This is a genomic window from Paenibacillus sp. 01T443 (assembly GCF_056398325.1).
Window position 1 is genome coordinate 1 of sequence record NZ_JBFTPE010000009.1, and the last position, 19938, is coordinate 19938.

Below are 19938 nucleotides of genomic sequence, written 5' to 3' on the forward strand. Positions count from 1 at the left end.
GGGTAATGAATCGCGGAAGCGTAGATCACATCCTGACCAAAAGCAATCCGGAATATTTTACACGAAATGAGAGAAACGAAGTTTATTATGAAGTTCCGAGTCGGGACTATTTTGCCGGATTAAGCTTTGATAACAGAGATATGAGAGCATACATCATGAAAGCGATGACGTATTGGATCACCGAGTATGATTTTGATGGATTTCGATTAGATGATTCAGATATCACTCCTTTTGATTTTTTATCAGAAATAAGACAGGAATTAAGTAAAGTGAAGGACGATATCGTCCTAATTTCACAATCCTACGATGAATATCACCATCTGGAATCATGTAATTTAACTTATGATGGCAGTCTTAGATTAGCGATTAAAGACATGGCGGATCGAAAAATAACCCAGAACGATTTTATTCAGATTTATAATTCCTATGTATACAGCTTCCCAAAAGGTGCATTACGAATGAGATGGCTGGAAGAAAAGGAATGCTCAAGAATCTGGGCCTGCTTGGGGGAGCAAATGGCAATACCCGCAGCGTCTATATTGTTGACCGTTGAAGGCGTTCCATTTATCATGATGGGGCAAGAATTTAACGAGCGAACTTTAGATACCTGGGCCTCTTTATTTGATGAATACCAGTTGAACTGGGTTCATTTTGATGAAAAGATGTTTAACCATTATAAATCCCTTATCCATCTTAGAACCAACCACACTGCTTTGTGGAATGGAGAGCTGCAATTTATTCATCATTCAGAAGAAATGGTTTTGTCTTATATTAGAAGGAGCGAGAAAGAGGAATTGCTGATCGTCGTTAATTTATCTGGCAATCCGCTCGTTGTAAGCTTTGAAGAGAGTAGGGCGGCGACTAAATATTTAAGTGAAAATAAAAATTTGATTTACCGATCTGGAGAAGATGAAGGCAGTCCCGAAATGGGGAAACATGATTTGTTTATTAATGCCTACGAAACTCAAATTTATCAACTGTCTAAATGATTTAGTGCGAGGTCGTGTAAAGACTTAATATATCTTTCGTGCGTTTGATGATCAAGTCTCGAATAAGTGCCGGCTCCATCACAACGGCATCCGTACCCCACTGCATAATGGTATCGACTACACAAGGCACATCGGAAGCTTGTATCGTTTTTATGATCGTCCCAGTTTCATCTTTATGGATCGTCATTCCTTGGGACATCCAGAAATCTGATTTACATTGCCATACGCCGCGTTTGTTCAATTCGACCTTTAGTGTCAGTGTTTGGTCTAAATCTGATTCCACTTTATTAGGAAATACCCAGTCGGTAACATGATGATTGCTTAAGTCCACCTTTTCCACGGCTTCCGTAGGAACAGCAAAGGAAAGGATACGGTCTACACGGAAAGTTCTGTAATCCTGCGATTTATAACAATAAGCCGGACAATACCAGAAGCCGTTCATTGTGTATACTCCAATCACCTGGATATCCCTGCTGGAAACACCATTCTGTGATTCATAGGAAACGGTGATTCTGCTCTGGTTGAGTGATGCCTCAAGCAAATCGGATAAAAACGGGGTTTTCAATGGGCGGTTGGGGACCCAGAAAAGGATTTTTGAACGCATCTGGTCTATTTTATTCTTAACTTTAGAAGGCAAATAATGATAAAACTTTTTCAAAGCGGCTTGTGTCTCTGATTCGAAAGGCAATTGGCTATAGTATTTTAATGATTCAGCGATAAAAAATAGCCCTATAGCTTCGTTCTTAGTAAAACGTATCGCAGGTAAGGTATGATCTTTAAGTATATGATATCCCCCGTTGATGCCTAACTCGGAGTATAAAGGGACCCCCATCTCAGATAGTTCCTGCAAATCTCTTAGAATTGTTCTTTTGGAAACTTGAAACTCCTCGGTTAGATCCTTTATATTAAATTTCTTCTTGGAACTGATCGTCATGAGAATGTTTAATAACCGCTGGGATTTATTCACTGGAGTCCTCCGCTCATTCTAACAGGTTAACAAATTATACTATAAATGTGCCGGTACTGTACCGGCTGCCTTCTATTTGGATAAAGGGGAAGTGTGACAGCGCTTCCTCGTAATTTGCCAGGACGAGTGGCAAGAACACTGTCAAAACGGTAATTTAGTATTTGATGACGTCGTTTGCTTGGAGAAGCCCCCCCCTGAGAGAGGATTAGGCAATCATTTGAGACGAATGGGATAACGGCCGCTTTTTCATTTACTGCATAATAGGAAAAGAAGAAGGAACTAGGAAGGATGATCTTCATATTCCAATGTAGGACTTAACAATATAGAGATCGCCGATCTGAGGTCCAAATGGTTAAAAGTAAAAGGATTGGATTAAAAATGATAGTAAAAAGGATTGATACAAATATGGAACAAGCAATTATAGATCTTTCAAAGAATAAATGGGACTGGATGAGGGAGAGACAACTAGACGATTTAAGTAATCTCTTTCACGAAAAAGCCGTTTTCGTGCACATGGGGGCTACATTTTCTAAAAACGAGGAAATTGACGTAATTAAAAACGGTTCTATAATTTATAAGAATGTAGATATTCAAGAAACATCTGTTCGGCTAATTGGCACAACTGCCATTCTTCTAAATAAAGTACGCCTGGTAGCTGTTGTTGGGGGAAATGAAGTGACGAATCCATTTGTGGTTACAGAGGTATATGTGTTACAGGAGGATCAATGGAAACTGGCATCAATGTCTTTCACAAGGCTGTTAGCACCATAAAGTACTATTGGTAGTAATATCAGTAATTCATAAAGCCGAGATCCAGTGCTGGAGTAACCAGTGTCGGGTGACAAGAACATTATCTCATTAAGTGCCGCGTATATCGCGGCTTTTTCATTTTATGGGATAAGGTTCTCCTAAATATAAATACAAATCTATAAACGACAAGGCTTTTATCCGTTTTATATACAGATGTATAAAATACAGAATTTATATGATAGTCCAAAGCATTATAGCGTTACTGTAATAATGTTTTATCAACGAGTTGAGCTCGTCGTGTAATGGAGCTGGTCTTCAGGTTGATAGTGGAGATACAAATAACTTTTGGAACTTAGTCCGCTGTCACTTTTAACGTAGAAATTAAAAGAAAAAATCCGAAGAAATTGAAAGTTTTCTGCTCAAGCTGACTATATACTGTCTGAGAAGGCGAGCACTCACTTGAGAATCGGCACGGAAAGTGTTGGTTCTGCATATCCGAAAGGAGGAGAATCGGACGGATAAGAGGTTTTACGCGATAAATTGTATACGCTTACATAATTAATTACACTATGATGGGAGAAGTCTAATCATGAGAAGAAATAAACTCTTCAAACTAGGCGCGCTTCTGGCTGCGGTCATTGTCAGCTCAATGCTTCTTGCGCTTCATACGTCTGCCGTTGCCGAGTTCTATTCGAACGTGCCAGGCTACGTGCCGGTTACGGGAACCTGGTCCGTGCAGACCGGCGAGGGACTTAAAGGAATCAGCGTCGCAAGCGCCAATGCGCTTAGTATGACGAATGCGGCAAGCGATACTAATTTTACGCTTGAAGCGGATGTGAAGGTAGACGCCTCCACTCCTTACGGCGTAGGCTCGCTCGTGTTTCGGGCGGCAGAAGACGGCAGCAAAGGCTACGCGGTGAGCATAGATCCGAATTTGGGACAGATCCGGCTGTTCGATCTGGCGACTGGCTCGAGCGTCGGGACTCCATACAGCACATCGCTAAATACGAATACTGCCTACCATCTGAAGGTTACGGCGGACGGACCTACGCTCAAGGTCTATTTGGGCGGCACGCTTGCGATTTCCGTCAGCGACACCAAATACTCCAAAGGTAACTACGGTTACAACGTTTTTAATGGAACAGCCTATTTCCAAAATGTAACCGCTTACGATGTATTTACAAATTTAACCGGTTGGATGGTTTCCTCCGGTACATGGACTTCGACCTCGCTCGGCCTGCGGGCTTCGGCGGCAAGCGGTCAGAATGGCTACTTTATGGCCGGCCAAAGCGCGGACAGCTTTACATATGAATCCGACGTGCTCATTGAAAGCAACTATGCCGTCGCCACGATGCTGTTCCGCTCCAATTCGGCCGGCACACAGGCCTATGGGCTGCAGGTTGACGCGAATATGGACCGGCTTCGCTTGTTTAAGACGAACGGCGATGTTACGTTGGCAACCCAAACCGTCACAATCGATACAGGTAAAGTATACCAGCTTAGAATTAAGGCAGATGGCAGCGCTATTAAAGTATATATTCAACAAGTAGGCTCGCAGATCTCGACCGGCTACACGCCGGCCATCTCGGTGACGGACTCCAGCTATATCTCCGGCCAACTGGGGCTCGCCGTCTACAACGGCAGTGCCGTGTTCCAAAATATCCGCATCAGCGATCTGAACACGAACTTGTACGGCTGGACCGACACGGGCGGATCCTGGACGCCGCACCTTGGTGGAGTCAAAGCCGTCAGCGCTGGTACAATCAATACGTTCCGTATGGCGGAGAACGCCTCGTCAGATTTTGTGCTGGAGGGCGATCTGAAGGTCGATGCTGTAACACCTCTCGGTACCGCCGCACTCGTCTTTAGGGGGAACGCGCAGGGCACCTCCGGCTACGTTGTGAACCTCGACCCGAACCTCGACCAGGTGCGCCTGTTCAACGCTAACGGGGGAAGCACGATTGCGTCGGCAAGCCATACGATCGATGCGGGCAAGTCATATCATCTGGAGGTCAACGCTGTCGGCTCCAGCATCAAGATTTACCTTGACGGCTATGCCACACCGGTTATCGCGGTGACCAATACCAGCTATTCAAACGGCAAAATCGGGATGAACGCCTACAATGGCAAGGCCTATTTCCAGAACGTATACGTCACGGAAGCAAGCGAATGGTACAACGAGCCTTATCGTCCGCAATACCATTTCACATCGCCGCGATACGCGGTCGCCGATCCGAACGGGCTGGTCTATTATGATGGGGAATACCATTTGTTCCATCAAGAAGGCGGCAAGTGGGCGCATACGGTCAGCACGGATTTGACTAATTGGAAAAACCTCCCGATTGCGATTCCTTGGAATGACATGGGGCATGCATGGTCCGGCTCGGCGATCGTCGATGAGGATGACGTTACCGGTCTGTTTGGTGGAGGTTCGGGGCTGCTCGCCTACTACACCTCGTTCAATCCAGACAAAACGAAGGGCAATCAGAAAATAGGCCTCGCCTACAGCACTGACAAAGGACGCACGTGGTCTCTCTACGGCAGCGACGCTATTATCGAAAATCCGGGAGGCGTAAATGGCAGCTGGGATTTCCGCGACCCGAAGGTGATGTGGGATGAAGACCATTCCAAGTGGGTCATGGTCGTCTCCGGCGCCGATCATATCCGGTTCTATACATCGACGAACCTGCTCGACTGGATGTATGCCAGCTCCTTCGGCTACGGCGATTACCTGCACGGCGGAATTTGGGAATGCCCGGATTTCTTCCAGCTCCCTGTGGACGGCAATCCAGCGAACAAGAAGTGGGTGCTGACGATTAGCACTGGAGCGATCCGGGAGACGGACGGATCGTCTTCGGAATATTTTGTAGGCAGCTTTGACGGAACGACGTTCACCAGCGACAATGCCGCATCAACGGTTCTTCGCAGCGAGCAGGGCAAGGATATGTACGCCGCTATGTCGTTCGCAGACATACCCGCTGCGGACGGACGGCGCATTCAGCTCGGTTGGATGACGAACTGGGACTACCCGTTCAGCTACCCGACTCGCTCGTGGAAAGGACAATTGTCCATCCCGCGCGTCATTACGCTGAAGAACTATGCAGGCGAAGGCGTCCGGCTCGTGCAAACGCCGGTGTCCGAGCTTCAGTCGCTGCGCGGAACGGCCGCTTCCTTCAGTGATACGACCGTCACCCCATCGACGTCAAATATATTGGCGAATTTCTCGGGCACAGCCTATGAAATCGTTGGCGAGTTCGAAATTCCGTCAACCGACGTCTCGACGGAATTCGGCTTCCGCCTTCGCGATCTAGGAGGTCAGAAGACGTATGTCGGCTACAAGCCTGGACTGAGCCAGATGTTCGTTAACCGGACCGATGCCGGAAAGGATGATTTCACCACCTACTTCTCAGGCTGGCAAGATGCAACGGTTGCGCCGATGAACAACCGGATTAAGTTGCATATTTACGTCGACCAGTCCTCGATCGAGGTGTTCGGGAACGATGGTAAAGTCGTGTTCTCCAATGTCATCTTGCCAGGCGATGCAAGAGATGGGCTCACCTTCTACACGAACGGCGGAAATGTGAAGGTCGTTTCGCTTCAAGTGTATCCGCTTGCAAACACGTGGCGGAACGAGCCATCCTCCGGCACGAATCCACAGAAGGTTGTCATGGATCGTACGCGCATGTTTCTGACGCCGGGGGCGACCGAGCAACTGTATATTGCCGTTCTTCCGCAGAGCACAACCAATAAAAACGTCACATGGAGCTCCAGCAACACGGCAATTGCTACAGTGTCGGCAGTGGATTCCAGAAGCGCAAACGTAACGGGGGTTGCACTCGGCCGGGCGGTCATTACGGCTACGACGCAGTCCGGTGGAATAATCGGCCAAACCGTCGTCGAGGTTGGAGGCGCTTTTAACACGAACCTAACCGGATTGGCAGAACCGGATACGGGACGCTGGTACAACTCTGCGGATGGCATTGCGGGCACTTTTGATCAAGATACGAACTACATCTCTACGGTTTCGGCAGACAATTTCACGTATGAAGCGGATATTCGTATTGATTCCTCGGGCGGAGCCGGCTCCCTGCTCTTCCGATCAAACTCGGATGGTTCAAGCGGGTATTACCTCAACGTGGACCCGAATTTCCGTATGATCCGGTTATTCTACAAGCTGAACGGAAGCTTTAGCCCTAGCCAGATGCTGGCAAGCGCTCCGGCCTTTATTCAGCCGGGCAGAACCTACCATGTCAAGATCATCGCCAACGGCACGAATATAAAGGTTTACTTTGACCATGCAACGTCGCCGTCCATCGATGTGAACGACAGCGCTTTCTCCAGCGGTTATTTCGGACTAAACGCCTTCGGAGGCATCGCCTATTATCAAAATGTATACTGGTGGACGGAAGTAACGAGCGGTTCCGTCTATCGGCTGGTCAACATAGGCAGTGGCAAGTCGCTTGATGCGTCCGGCACCTCAGACGGCTCCAACGTTCAAATCTGGTCTTCGCTTGGAGCTAACAACCAAAAATGGACGATAACGTCGAATACAGACGGTACGTACACGCTCACCTCGGCAGCCAGCGGCAAAGTGCTTGACGCGGCAGGTTCCGGAGATAGCTCCAACGTTCAGATATGGCAAAACTTCGGCAACGCCAATCAGAAGTGGAACATCACGCTGAATAACGACGGCACATTCAAGCTGAAGGCGTCGAACAGCGGCAAAGCATTGGATGTCGCAGGCGGAGGAACCGCCGACGGTACGAAGGTGCAAATCTACTCGAGCAACGGGTCGTCCGCTCAGAAGTGGCAGCTGATCAAGGTGTAATAGAACGGGGCAGGCGTCTTCTTGACGCTTGCCCTGAATAATATCATCTCATGTTTATGAGATCTCCCATCTGATTAGGGGAGATGAAAGTCAGTTTTGCCCGAAATCTTCCTATATTTCCAAGGAGGATTAGAACTATGGCGCGTCTGACGCAGTATCCAGTTGCAGGATTTATTAACCTTTATAACAATAAACTGTACATATAGCTGTACATATATATAGCTGTATGTATTTTGAGGCGCAGGTCGGACAAGAATTACAGGGTTCCCCCGGGAGGTATAGCACCACAGCATTGTAGAAGGATTGAAGCTATGCGTGCATCACTATCACTTCTGCGGTTACTGATCGAAAATATTCATAATGTTTATAAAAATCGAATCGCTTCGTGCCGGTCCGAAACGAGCTGCAGCACTGCGTTATTTCAATCAAGAGAGAGGCGTGCTTTGGATTCGCGCTCAAAAGAGTGCTGATGGAGCTGAGGTATGCATTTTACTGATAGAATCTTAGGTTTAAAGATGTTTCGAGTGAAAAAGAGTTTCTTGAATACTGTATAAATGAACTTCATCCGTTTCAGTTCGATGCAGTAGTCTAAAAAATTGATGTCCATACTTCCAGATTGTTCGGATACGATAGCTGTTTTGTGTATAAGTGAAAGTTGATTATAAAAGACTTTATTAAAATACATAAGAATACACATTATCATTTCCACGCAGTGTATCTTCGTTAGGATGAGGTCCTGACGTCATTTTCGCACAGCTTTTTCTACCGTTTCATTTTATGAAAGCACTTTCAATGTTTTTATATGATTTTTGTGGAAATTTATGGGGTAATTTATATGCTTCTATAATTGTATAATCAAAATGCACCACCAGTCTCCAGGAAGAAATTCCAAGAGACTACATAAATAGAAAGGGGGAATTAATAGAGTCGATTTCGGATGGGAGGTTCTTTCGTTGTAGTTATTTCATAATGAAGAAAAAAGAGACGGAGGTTTTTGGCATGTTGTCAAAAGTTAAGTCATTCAGGGTCTATTTATTAGCCATGGTATTGGTGTTTATAACGGTCATTTCCGGTTGGAGTCCGGTAGCATCAGCAGCAGTAACAGCTGATTTCACACCATTAAATGCTTCACAAATTGTTTTTGAAATGGGCGCGGGCTGGAATTTGGGAAACCAGCTTGAAGCCAATTCTAACGGTACACCTAGCGAAACGGCGTGGGGCAATCCTACTGTAACACAGGCTCTCATTCAAAAGGTGAAGGCAGCAGGATTTAAAACAATCCGTATCCCTGTTTCGTATTTGAATTATATAGGGAGTGCACCAAATTATACGATTAATTCTACATGGCTGAACAGAGTTAAAACAGTCGTTGACTATGCCTACAACGAGGGCTTGCATGTAATCATTAACATTCATGGAGACGGTTACAATTCAGTTACCGGGTCTTGGCTGTTGGTCAATTCAAGCGATCAAACAACGATTAGAGCAAAATATCAAAAAGTCTGGCAGCAGATCGCAAATACGTTTGTAAATTATGATGAGCATTTGATCTTTGAATCCATGAACGAAGAATTTGATGGTACTTATGGCACACCTAACACCACATACTATTCAAATCTTAATGCTTATAATCAAATCTTTGTAGATACCGTAAGACAAACCGGAGGAAACAATAGTGCAAGATGGCTTCTTATTCCTGGCTGGAATACTAACATTGATTATACAGTTGGTAATTATGGCTTTGTGCTTCCTACAGATAATTATAGATCTTCTTCTATTCCGAGTTCTGAAAAGAGAATCATGATATCCGTTCATTATTACTCGCCTTGGGACTTCGCTGGTGAGGAATCCGGCACAATAACCCAATGGGGAGCAACAGCTACCAGCGCATCGAAAAAATCAACCTGGGGACAGGAAGAGTATTTGGATTCGCAACTGAAGTCCACGTATGATAAATTCGTAATACAAGGATATCCTGTGGTCATCGGTGAATACGGTTCCATAGATAAAACTGCCTTTGATTCAACGAATAATACTTATCGTGCGGCATTTGCAAAAGCATTAAGCGGGACTGCAAGGAAATACGGTTCTGTACCTATTATTTGGGATAATGGAGTCAACGGACAGTATGGTTTTGGATTGTTTAACAGGTCTACCAATGCTATAACTCAGCAGGGAATTATTGATGCGATCATGAGTGTTATGGGTACTTATAAAATGAAGAATGTTACTACAGGTATGTATATTGACGGCATAGGCCGTACGACAAACGGCTCAAATGCAGGCCAATGGAGCGAAAGCTCCAGCATCAACCAACGTTGGGTAATGGAATTCTACGGAAGCTATTACAAAATAAAAAATGTAGCTACTGGTTTGTATATTGACGGAATGGGCCTTACCACAAACGGCTCCATTTGCGGGCAGTGGAGCAACGGTACCAGCAACAACCAGCGATGGGTATTGGAAGCCTATGGAAGTAATTACAGGATAAAAAATGTTGCTACCGGACTTTATTTGGATGGCGGGGGCAATGCTACAAATGGCTCCGACTTGAAATTGTGGAGCAGCAACACCAGTACCAACCTGCAGTGGCAGTTTGTTAATCCCTAATTGTAACAAAAACAAATGGATGGTTCGGAAGTCAAAAACATTGTCCCATTCCCGAGGGGAGGGAGGTAGCATCATTAAGCTAACGGGAGATTGGTTTAAAAAGAAATCGTAAATTTTGTGTTAATTTGTTTATAATAATTTGAGATTAGATCAAAATTTTAAATAGAGGTGTTTCTTATGATTTTAGGTATCAACCCTTATTTAATATTGAATGGAAATGGACAGGAAGCTGTTTCATTTTATGAACATGCATTCAATACAAAGACCCTTATTCTTCAAAGATTTGGCGACATGTCTGGGGAAGAAGATACAAATCGATCTGATGAAGAAAAAAATCGTATCTTACATGCACATCTCAAAGTTGGTTCAACAGATTTAATGATTTCTGACACATTTACAGGTCTACCATATCAAATTGGCGATCAAACCACCTTATCTATTTTAATTAATGACGTTGAAACAACGAAAGAAGTATTCGGCAAATTACAAGATGGTGGTAAAGTGATCATATCATTACATGAAACTTTTTGGAGTCCTTTATACGGACAAGTAATAGATAAATTTGGTGTTACATGGCAGGTTTCAACACAGTCAGCTCAATAGTGAGTATGGCAAGAAATCGCTCATAAAGGTGCAGAGTTGAAATTTGCTCCACATGGCAAGAGGATTCCAGGTCAGTTTAACTGGAATCTTTTTTTGTGCTATTCAACTACAAATCGGGGAATAACTTGATCACATAAGCTTTCTCGACAGACTGAGAATAAGTCGCCACATCGTATCGGCTTGTTTTGTTTATTTGGAAAAAGTAGGATAACTATTCCGGTTTTGAGGGAACCTAATGATAAGGTTGACCCTAAACCTTTCTGAAAGGAGCGTTACAACATTTGGATTTGAACTGCAGCAAGTTCTGGTTTCGTATTGCTATGCTTGTGGCGTTATCCCTGGAATTGACAACGTTCGGCGCGTTGACCAAAACGGTTAATGCAAATTCGAAATCATATGGAATCCCACAAGAATCCGAAGCAGATTCAACAGCCATTCGACCGTTTCAGGTGCATATTCCGGAGTCGGAGCTTACCGATTTGCATAGGCGTATACTTGCGACAAGATGGCCGGACAAAGAAACGGTGTCGGATCAAACGCAAGGCACGCAGCTTGCAACGATGAAGAACCTAGCCCATTATTGGGCGAACGATTATGACTGGCGCAAATTTGAGGCCAAGTTGAACGCTCTGCCGATGTTCGTCACCAATATCGATGGGGAGGACATTCACTTCATTCACGTCCGATCGAAGCATGAAGACGCGATGCCAGTCATCCTTATGCACGGATGGCCCGGCTCGATTGTCGAGAAGCTGAAGGTAATCGACCCACTGACCAATCCCACGGCCTATGGCGGGAAGGCATCGGACGCGTTCGATGTCGTCATTCCGTCGATGCCTGGCTATGGGTTTTCGGGCAAACCGACCACGACCGGTTGGGGCCCTGACCGCATTGCTCGTGCTTATGGAGAGCTGATGAATCGTCTTGGTTACAAGAAGTATGTGGCGCAAGGCGGCGACTGGGGCGCCATTATAGCAGACGTAATGGGTGTCCAACAGCCTAGTGGACTAATCGGCATTCACACCAACTTGCCCTTTGTAGTTCCGTCCGATCCCGATATGGCGCTTCAGGCCGGCCGGGGCTGCCCGTCTGGTCTGACTGGCGAAGAAAAACGCGCATGCGAGCAGCTGGACTTCTTTTACAAGCATGCTGCATACGCCCTGATGATGGGAACGCGCCCGCAGACTCTTATGGGACTCGCGGATTCGCCTGTAGGTTTGGCCGCCTTTATGCTGGACCATGACGCGAAGAGCCTGGCGCTGATTACTAAAGCTTTCAACGGACAACCAGTGGGCCTCTCACAAGACGATGTCCTCGACAACATCACACTCTACTGGTTGACGAATACGCCGATTTCTTCGGCTCGCCTCTACTGGGAGAATAAATACCCGTTCTTTGGCATCAAAGGTGTTAAACTTCCCGTTGCCGTGAGCGTCTTTCCCGACGAGCTCTATGAAGCGCCGAAGAGCTGGACACAGAAGGCGTATCCGAATCTTATCTATTTCAACAAGCTCGACAAAGGCGGACACTTCGCGGCGTGGGAGCAGCCAGCGCTCTTTGTAGATGAGCTGCGTAATGCATTTAGGTTGCTGCGCTAAATCGAGTAGGAGGCGGTGACCAACCGCCGACCTCTCCCACCACCGTACGTACCGTTCGATATACGGCGGTTCATGAAATATTCCGTAGTGAGTTTTATCTGTCCGTTAAACTCTTCAAACCATTGGATTTCCAGTACTGGTTGTCTAATGCTCGTTGTAGAATCGGACTGCCTGCAGTTCGCCAATACCCTTTTCGGGTATTTTCCCGCGAAATCGTATGAAGGGGGCCCCTGACTTCGTCATTCGGCTGTTCCCTCTCCGTGGATTTTCGGCTTTCACCTGCCTCTATCTATCCTCGATTGTGGAATCGGCTCTCGTAGATGAGTTTGTCGTCAAACTCATGCTTGCCGCCGTTCCAATCGAAGAGGAAGAGGAATACGATCTCGGCTGGCTTCATTAGTATATTTTTCTAATGGTCGTACACAATAACTAATGATGGAGGGTTCAACAGTGCCTAAACTTTCCGCTACCGAGCCGATGCAGGAGCAAATCCGAAATCGTATGAAGGAGGCCCCTGACTTCGTCATTCGGCCGTTCCCTCTCCGTGGATCTTCGGCTTTCACCTGCCTCTATCTATCATCGATTGTGGAATCGGCTCTTGTGGATGAGTTTGTCGTCAAACCCATGCTTGCCGCCGTTCCAATCGAAGAGGAAGAGGAATACGATCTGGACGACCTGGGCTGGTTTCTTCGCCACATCCCCTTCGTCCAAAACAAGGAATGGACAGATGCCGATGAGGGCATCCGCCTGCTGCTGGAGGGCCAGTGTCTGCTGATTCCAACGCACGTTAACCGTTTCCTAAGCTTTGACGTCAAACGCAGTGACTATCGCAGTGTAACCGAGCCTCAGTCGGAAGCCACAGTACGCGGACCACGGGAAGGTTTCGTCGAAGACATCGGTCGGAACGTGGCTCTCATCCGTAAACGGCTCAAAAGTGAACATTTAGTTTTTGAACAGATGACCATCGGAACTAAGACGAAGACAAAAGTGTATTTGACCTATTTGCCCGACGTAGCCCCCACTGGCGTCGTAGAAGAATTCCGTCGTCGGCTGCAGGCCATCCAAGCTGACAGTATTCTGGAAAGCTCTTATATGGAAGATTGGATCCAAGACAAGACGTTGTCACCGTTCCCGCAACTCATCGCGACAGAACGGCCGGACGCGGTGACGGGCAAACTGTTGGACGGGCAAGTAGCGCTTCTCACCGACGGCACTCCGATGGCATTGATCGCTCCAGTGACATTTTTCCAACTCTTCTCTTCACCAGAAGATTACTACCAGAGGCCGGATATCGCCACACTGTCGCGATGGTTGCGAATGTTCGCTTTCATGCTCTCGATCTTCATCCCTGCTTTATACATTGCGGTGGTCACATTCCACCAGGAGCTACTACCGACTCCGCTCTTGATCAACCTGGCCGCGCAGCGGGAAGCTGTGCCTTTTCCGGCGTTCCTGGAAGCAATGATCATGATGGTCACGTTCGAGATTTTGCGTGAAGCCGGTTTGCGGATGCCTCGGATTGCCGGTCAATCGATCTCCATCGTCGGCGCGCTCGTACTCGGCATGACCACAGTCGAAGCGGGACTCGTCTCCGCGGCCATGGTCATCGTCGTTTCGATCACGGCCATCTCCAATTTCGTGTCGCCAATTTACGGCTTTGGCAATGCGCAGCGGATCCTCCAGTTCGTGTTCATGTTCCTGGCCGGCTTTATGGGGTTATTCGGTATTCTGTGCGGAACATTTTTTGTTTTGGTCCATCTAGTCTCATTGCGTTCCTTCGGTGTGAAGTACATGTCTCCCATTGCGCCTTTGATGCTGTCAGACTTCAAAGACACTATCCTGCGCGTTCCTCGGTTCTGGATGAAACGAAAACCTCAGATGTTCTCTAGGAAAAAATAGGGGGGCGAACATTGCGGAAATTATGGCTCTTGATCTTACTAGCCGCCTTACTTCTCTGTTCAGGTTGCTGGGACAAGAAGGAAATTAACGAACTGGCAATCGTCACCTCAGTCGGCATCGACCGGGAACCATCGACTGGCATGTATATTGCTTATTACCAAGTAATCAACCCACCGGCTCTCTCCTCCAGGCAAGGTGGCGGATCCGTGGCATCGGTTTATACGTATCGTTTCAAGGAATATAGCTTGGGCCGGTTCATGCAGAAAACGGCCACGATGATGCCGCGTTTGCTTTTCACCTCACATTTGCAGTGCTATATATTATCCGAAGAGGTGGCCCGTCATGGAATCATTGATATTCTCAACTACTTGGAAACGAGTCCCGAACTGCGTATGAACGCTTATGTGTTTGTGACAGATTCCCCTCTACATGCCGTAATGAACAGCTTTACGACACTCGAAAAGGTGCCCGGGCGCCATGCCACCTCGCTTGTTCGCGTTCTTTCTCGGGGGTCCTTTACGGGGGGCGTAGAGCCGATTCGTGTCAAAGACATCGCGTCAGGTATGGAATTCCGATTGCCGACACTCATACCGATGATTCACTACAGCGGCAAACCGGCGGAAACTACAAAGAGAATGGAGCAGATTGATGTCAGTGAACAAGCACCGTCCTTGTTTGCGGACAGCGCGGTGTTCTTCAAAGGACGCATGGAGGGACGCTTGGACAGTCAGAATAAATACTATTTTCACATCCTGAACACGAAATATCGGAAATTCACAGAAACGGTTAAAGTAGGCGGAAGTTACGTCGACGTCGAGACGAATAATGTCCATGTGAAACGGAAATGGGACCGATCCGCCAACCGTCTCAACATCCTCATTCATGCTGATCTCCGCATATTGAACAACCAACAGAATACCAAATTAACGTTGCAAAACGTACACAAGATCGAAAAGGCGTTTAATCGCGTCGTAGCGGACAAAGCGGAGAAGATGGTTGTGTTGGGAAGGTTAAAAAACTGGGATCTGTTGGGCTTGCAGGATGAAGGGGCTACTTCGGATTCATGGCGTCGGACGTCGGTGAGTTTCTCGGTCACTTCTGACGTAACGACGACCGGCAACAAGAGTGATCCCTATACCAAGGAAGGCAAGGAAGGATGAAGAGCATATGGAATCCGTCCGGCTCAGCGCGTGGCAGTTTCACTTGTTGACGCAAATCTATGTCATCGGTACTGCGTTTATTTTGCTTCCCGGCCCAATCATGGCGAGCGCAAAACAATATGGTTGGGTTGTCGTCATTTGGGCGACCTTGTATGGGCTGGTGCTTGCTTTCGGCTACTCGTACCTTGCCAAGCTGTATCCAGGAAAGACACTTGTCGAGATCGCTTTGCAGGCATTCGGCAAGTGGGCCGGCGGCCTCGTCTCGTTACTGTATATCGTCTTTTTCATCCAAATCGCATCGTGGGTAACCGGCAACCTTGGCGATTTCATGCATATTAACCTCATGCCACGCACACCTATTTCTGTATTCCATATCATGATATTGCTCGTCAGTGCGTACACAGTGTCGAAGGGGATCGAATCAATCGCCATGGTGAACGAACTTCTGGTGCCTTACCTCTATTTAGCGTTCTGGGTTCCGATAGTCATCATGCTGCGGGAGTGGAATTGGCATCATTTTCACGTCGCCTACCCTTTCCAGCTGAGCGACGTTGTTATTCAAACCCGATACGTGTTGGCGTTCCCCTTTATGGAGACGGTGGCGTTTTTGATGCTTATTCCGTTCGTGCAGAGGAAAGTGAAAATCGCGTTTATTACGGGAATCGCTGTCGCCGGCGCAATGTTGACCGCTTGCGTTTTTATTTCGATTGGGGTTCTAGGCGTGTATCGCGGCCAGCAATTGGTTTACCCAATCTTTTCGATGTTCCGCGAAATGAGATTTACCGGCTTCACCGAGCATTTGGAGGCGATTCTGGCTGTTAATATCGTGCTGGTAGTATGTATTAAGCTGTGCATACTATTCTATTGCGTCGTATTGGGCGTCTGCCAGCTGTTCAAAATTGAGAGGCGAAACATCGTCATTTATCCGATGGTGTGGGTCATTTCTGCGTATTCGCTGCTGTTTATGAATATCATCGAAAATCTCGATTGGATAAAAAAATATTTGTTCGAATACTACTCCTTATTTGCCGTGGCTTTTCCCGTTCTCTTCATCGTCGCGGCCAAATGGAGAGATAACGGTCGGCGGATGAAGAAGGACGGCTCTGCATGACGATTCTGGCCGCCGTCTATGCCCTAACCATCGGAATCGGTTATGCGATGCGAAAATTCGGCACTTACAACGGCAAAGAGACTATAGTTTTCCTATCAATCGCAACTATCGGAGCCGTTTTGTGGCTCAGTATCATTCTGCGTCATCCGTTAGATTTGAATGATGCGATCGCCTTCATCATCGAGTGGGTCCTGCCTTAAATCCACATTATTTCATCGGGATGAGAGAAATGACTGAGTGGAGCGTAGGCGCGATGCCTGAAAATTAAATTCGTCAAACTATTAATTTGCGTAATTAAAATAATAGGCCGGTATCCCCAAAGATGCGGCTTCTTGTTGTCGAACGCCAGAAACATCTACCGATAAATGACAAAAATCCGTAATAACGGGTCCGAATTATCCTGCCCGGTAGCGGAAAGCCCTACGGTATATATTTATAATGTGGCTTTATCGGCAATCTCTTTATTTTTTCTCCATGCTTCCGCAGTTTGCTTGCAAGATTCGCACTCATCGCTACTCACCCTCCTAATATAGGGATCTTTGAACTTAGATCAAAGTCTCTCCTTTTTCGTGATTCTTCCTTTTATTGAAACAAATTGAAACGTAAGCTCCAAATTATTGGACTTACGCTTTCCCTTTCCTTTTCAAATATTATTGATAACCCACATACGCAAGCGTCAAAATAATAGCTGCGATAATTAATGGTTTAATGTATGGACCTGCTTTTTCATCAATCGTTTGCCATTTATCTTTGAGCAGCATACCTATGTAAACATATAGAATGGAGTATGGTATTAAGGCTAGACCCGTGTAAAGTGTAAACTTACCTAGAGGCATTATGGCCATAACACCGGGAAGAGATATCGAATGACATACAATCGGAATAAATCTAGCTGTGAAGATCATGCCTGTTCCATAGTAGCAGTACTTGAATAACGGAAGTATGATAGCGTCGAATAAATGAAGATAAAAATTTTTTTTGGAGTTGACAATCCAAAAACGGTTTGTTAGTATGAGCTTCTGAGAATGGATTGAACACTCCATAAAATGAAGGAGGGACAGAAGACAGGATACATGAATTCGAATCCATCTAAAGCACTTATTACAGGAGGAACATTGTTGATTAACTATCCTGCCCGTTAGCGTAAAGAATAGCTCCCTCGTGGTAGCCATTCGCTTTTCAACTATCGTTCCCCGTTAGTATATACGACATGATAGACCTGGACTTTAGCGCAGCGACTTGAATGCGGCGCGGAGTTCTGAAGAAATCGCCGTGTTCGTCAGCCAGTAGAGCGTGATGTTGTCGAGGACATCGTCTCGCGTAAGGCCTCCGGCAAAGGCCTGAGAGATCAGCTCCAGACTAACAATCGGGAAAACCGAGCAAAATAATACAAGTTGTCTTAAAACAGAAAAGGAGCGATTTTAATTGAAAACAAATCTTTTTAACGAATTGGCTTTTATCAGAACTCAAACACTAAAAGCGATGGAGGGCCTAACAGAGGAGATGGCGGATCGAATTCCGGACGGTTTCCGCAACAACATCCGTTGGCATCTTGGACATATCTATTTGGTTACAGAGTTCTTAGCGTTGTCACAATTGAAACTTCCGTTGAATTTGCCGGAAAAATTTCCTGATCTTTTTGGTACCGGAAAATCGCCGTTGGACGAAGACGCTCACTTATTCCCATTGCCAACATTGCCAGAATTGAAGGAGTTGTTGGCTGGACAAATCGAAAGAATTAGACAAATTTTACCAGTTGATCGTTTGAACGAAACTGTATCTACTATTACAACATCAGGTGGAAATGATCTGGTTACTCCGGAGCAAGCACTTGTTTATAACCTGTATCATGAAGGAATGCACTTCTCGACTCTATCCTTGTATAAAAGAATGTTATCCAAATAAGATTAGATAAATCAGGAGTAATATGCCCACATGGGCGTTGGGCATGCGGAGCGTATGGGAAAGGGGCTTATTGAAATGAATTGGAAAGAGATAACGACAATTGAAGAGTGGAACGGAGTATTGGCTAAGTCGTCAGAACGTGGACAGATGATTTTGAAACATAGTACGAGTTGTCCAGTTAGCGCCAATGCGCTTCGTGAATATGAAGATTATTTAAAGAGTAATCCGAATCAAAATGTTGATTACAATCTCGTGAAAGTTATCGAATCACGCCCTGTATCCAACCAAATTGCTGAGGATATAAATGTGAAGCACGAATCCCCGCAAATGATTTATATTCAAAATAAATCTAAATATTGGGCTACTTCCCACTGGTCAGTTACGAAAGCGCATATGACAGCAGTACTTGAATAACGGAAGTATGATAGCGTCGAATAAATGAAGATAAAAAATATAGAGTTAACAATCCGAAATGGAGAATGGTTTAAACACTCCATAAAATGATAGGAGACAGGATAACATGAATTCGAATCAATCAACAGCACTTATTACAGGAGGAACAAGCGGTATTGGCCGGGCAGTTGCGAATCAGCTCGCCGCGCAAGGCATCCACGTCGTGGTTGCGGGGCGCAATGCTGACCGTGGCGAGCAGACGGTTGCGGCCATCCGCGCAGCAGGAGGAAAGGCGGATTTCGTGCAGACGGATCTTCGCGACGCGTCGAGCGCAAGAAGCCTGGCGAAGCGCGCAGTCGAACTGGGTAACGGCAGAGTCGACATTCTTGTCAACAATGCAGGAATCTTCCCGTTGGGACCGACGCATGAAACGACGGAGGATGATTTTGAACGCACGTACGCACTGAACGTCAAAGCACCATATTTTCTAGTCGCCGAACTGGCGCCGCTGATGGCGGAAAGTGGCAAGGGGGCAATCGTCAACATATCGACGATGCTCGCCGATTACGGAATGTCTGGTGTGAGTCTATACGGTTCGAGCAAAGCGGCTATCAACCTACTTACCAAAGCGTGGGCGGCCGAATACGGCCCAAGCGGTGTCCGTGTCAATACTGTCAGCCCAGGACCTACGCGCACGGAAGGAACTGACGCAATGGGCGAAGGTCTTGATCAACTTGCTGCCCAAGCACCGGCAGGCCGTCCTGCTTCAGCGGATGAGATTGCCGAGGCAGTTGTATTCCTCGCGACGGATCGAGCCAGCTTCATTCACGGCGCAAACCTTGCCGTCGATGGTGGACAAACCGCAGTTTAATTATTGACAGTCTCTCAGTTTTTTTCAAAGTTAAACCGAACCGGCATTACTTGAAACAACATCATATAGGATCTCATCCAAGTTCAGAAAAGGGGCGTGTCTTTAGATCTCATGACGATCTGAAGACACACTCCTTTTTTAGGACATAAGAAAGCAAACGGTAAATCAGATTCGGTTAACGGTCGTAAAGAAAACGATTAGAATCAACCGAGAGATTTTGCTTGTGAAAAGAATGAATAAATCCATTCAACTCG

15 protein-coding genes are annotated in these 19938 nt (G+C 46.4%); 14 read left to right on the forward strand and 1 reads right to left on the reverse strand.

All coding sequences use genetic code 11. The annotated features are described in order from the left end of the window. Positions 1-989 (forward strand): alpha-glucosidase C-terminal domain-containing protein (locus AC1DLI_RS18415; RefSeq protein ID WP_477605101.1); only part of this gene is annotated, 989 nt, incomplete at its 5' end. Position 990: 1 nt separating this feature from the next. Here AC1DLI_RS18415 and AC1DLI_RS18420 read toward each other — a convergent pair. Continuing rightward, positions 991-1956 (reverse strand): helix-turn-helix transcriptional regulator, encoded by a 966-nt coding sequence (locus tag AC1DLI_RS18420; RefSeq protein ID WP_477605103.1) that lies wholly within the window; start codon positions 1954-1956, stop codon positions 991-993. Positions 1957-2304: 348 nt separating this feature from the next. Here AC1DLI_RS18420 and AC1DLI_RS18425 point away from each other — a divergent pair, with 348 nt between their 5' ends. From AC1DLI_RS18425 to AC1DLI_RS18485, 13 genes are all read left to right on the forward strand, one after another. Continuing rightward, complete coding sequence (locus AC1DLI_RS18425; protein WP_477605105.1) at positions 2305-2727, forward strand: nuclear transport factor 2 family protein; 423 nt, start codon at positions 2305-2307, stop codon at positions 2725-2727. Positions 2728-3295: 568 nt separating this feature from the next. Then, complete coding sequence (locus tag AC1DLI_RS18430) at positions 3296-7534, forward strand: GH32 C-terminal domain-containing protein (protein WP_477605107.1); 4239 nt, start codon at positions 3296-3298, stop codon at positions 7532-7534. A gap of 999 nt (positions 7535-8533) precedes the next feature. Next, positions 8534-10144 carry a cellulase family glycosylhydrolase gene (locus AC1DLI_RS18435; protein WP_477605109.1) on the forward strand — a complete coding sequence of 537 codons (1611 nt, stop codon included), beginning with the start codon at positions 8534-8536 and terminating at the stop codon, positions 10142-10144. A 177-nt stretch (positions 10145-10321) separates the two neighbouring features. After that, a complete protein-coding gene (locus tag AC1DLI_RS18440; protein ID WP_477605111.1) occupies positions 10322-10747 on the forward strand; it encodes a VOC family protein in 426 nt (141 codons plus the stop codon). A gap of 281 nt (positions 10748-11028) precedes the next feature. Then, complete coding sequence (locus AC1DLI_RS18445) at positions 11029-12345, forward strand: epoxide hydrolase family protein (protein WP_477605113.1); 1317 nt, start codon at positions 11029-11031, stop codon at positions 12343-12345. Positions 12346-12562: 217 nt separating this feature from the next. After that, a complete protein-coding gene (locus AC1DLI_RS18450; protein ID WP_477605115.1) occupies positions 12563-12745 on the forward strand; it encodes a hypothetical protein in 183 nt (60 codons plus the stop codon). Positions 12746-12795: 50 nt separating this feature from the next. Next, a complete protein-coding gene (locus AC1DLI_RS18455) occupies positions 12796-14244 on the forward strand; it encodes a spore germination protein (protein ID WP_477605117.1) in 1449 nt (482 codons plus the stop codon). Between the two features lie 11 nt (positions 14245-14255). Next, positions 14256-15404: a Ger(x)C family spore germination protein gene (locus AC1DLI_RS18460; RefSeq protein WP_477605119.1), complete on the forward strand. Its 1149-nt coding sequence runs from the start codon at positions 14256-14258 to the stop codon at positions 15402-15404. A 7-nt stretch (positions 15405-15411) separates the two neighbouring features. Further along, positions 15412-16515, forward strand: coding sequence for a GerAB/ArcD/ProY family transporter (locus AC1DLI_RS18465; protein WP_477605121.1), 1104 nt, complete (start codon positions 15412-15414; stop codon positions 16513-16515). Further along, the gene (locus AC1DLI_RS18470) at positions 16512-16715 is read left to right on the forward strand and encodes a hypothetical protein (protein ID WP_477605123.1); all 204 of its coding nucleotides are present in this window, start codon (positions 16512-16514) and stop codon (positions 16713-16715) included. The genes AC1DLI_RS18465 and AC1DLI_RS18470 overlap by 4 nt, the downstream gene beginning before the upstream one ends. Before the next feature lie 1225 nt (positions 16716-17940). After that, positions 17941-18420: a DinB family protein gene (locus AC1DLI_RS18475; RefSeq protein ID WP_477605125.1), complete on the forward strand. Its 480-nt coding sequence runs from the start codon at positions 17941-17943 to the stop codon at positions 18418-18420. 75 nt (positions 18421-18495) lie between these two features. Beyond that, a complete protein-coding gene (gene ytxJ, locus AC1DLI_RS18480) occupies positions 18496-18834 on the forward strand; it encodes a bacillithiol system redox-active protein YtxJ (protein ID WP_477605503.1) in 339 nt (112 codons plus the stop codon). Positions 18835-18940: 106 nt separating this feature from the next. Next, entirely contained in the window at positions 18941-19684 is a 744-nt protein-coding gene (locus tag AC1DLI_RS18485) for an SDR family NAD(P)-dependent oxidoreductase (protein ID WP_477605127.1), read from the forward strand. Positions 19685-19938: the final 254 nt, after the last annotated feature.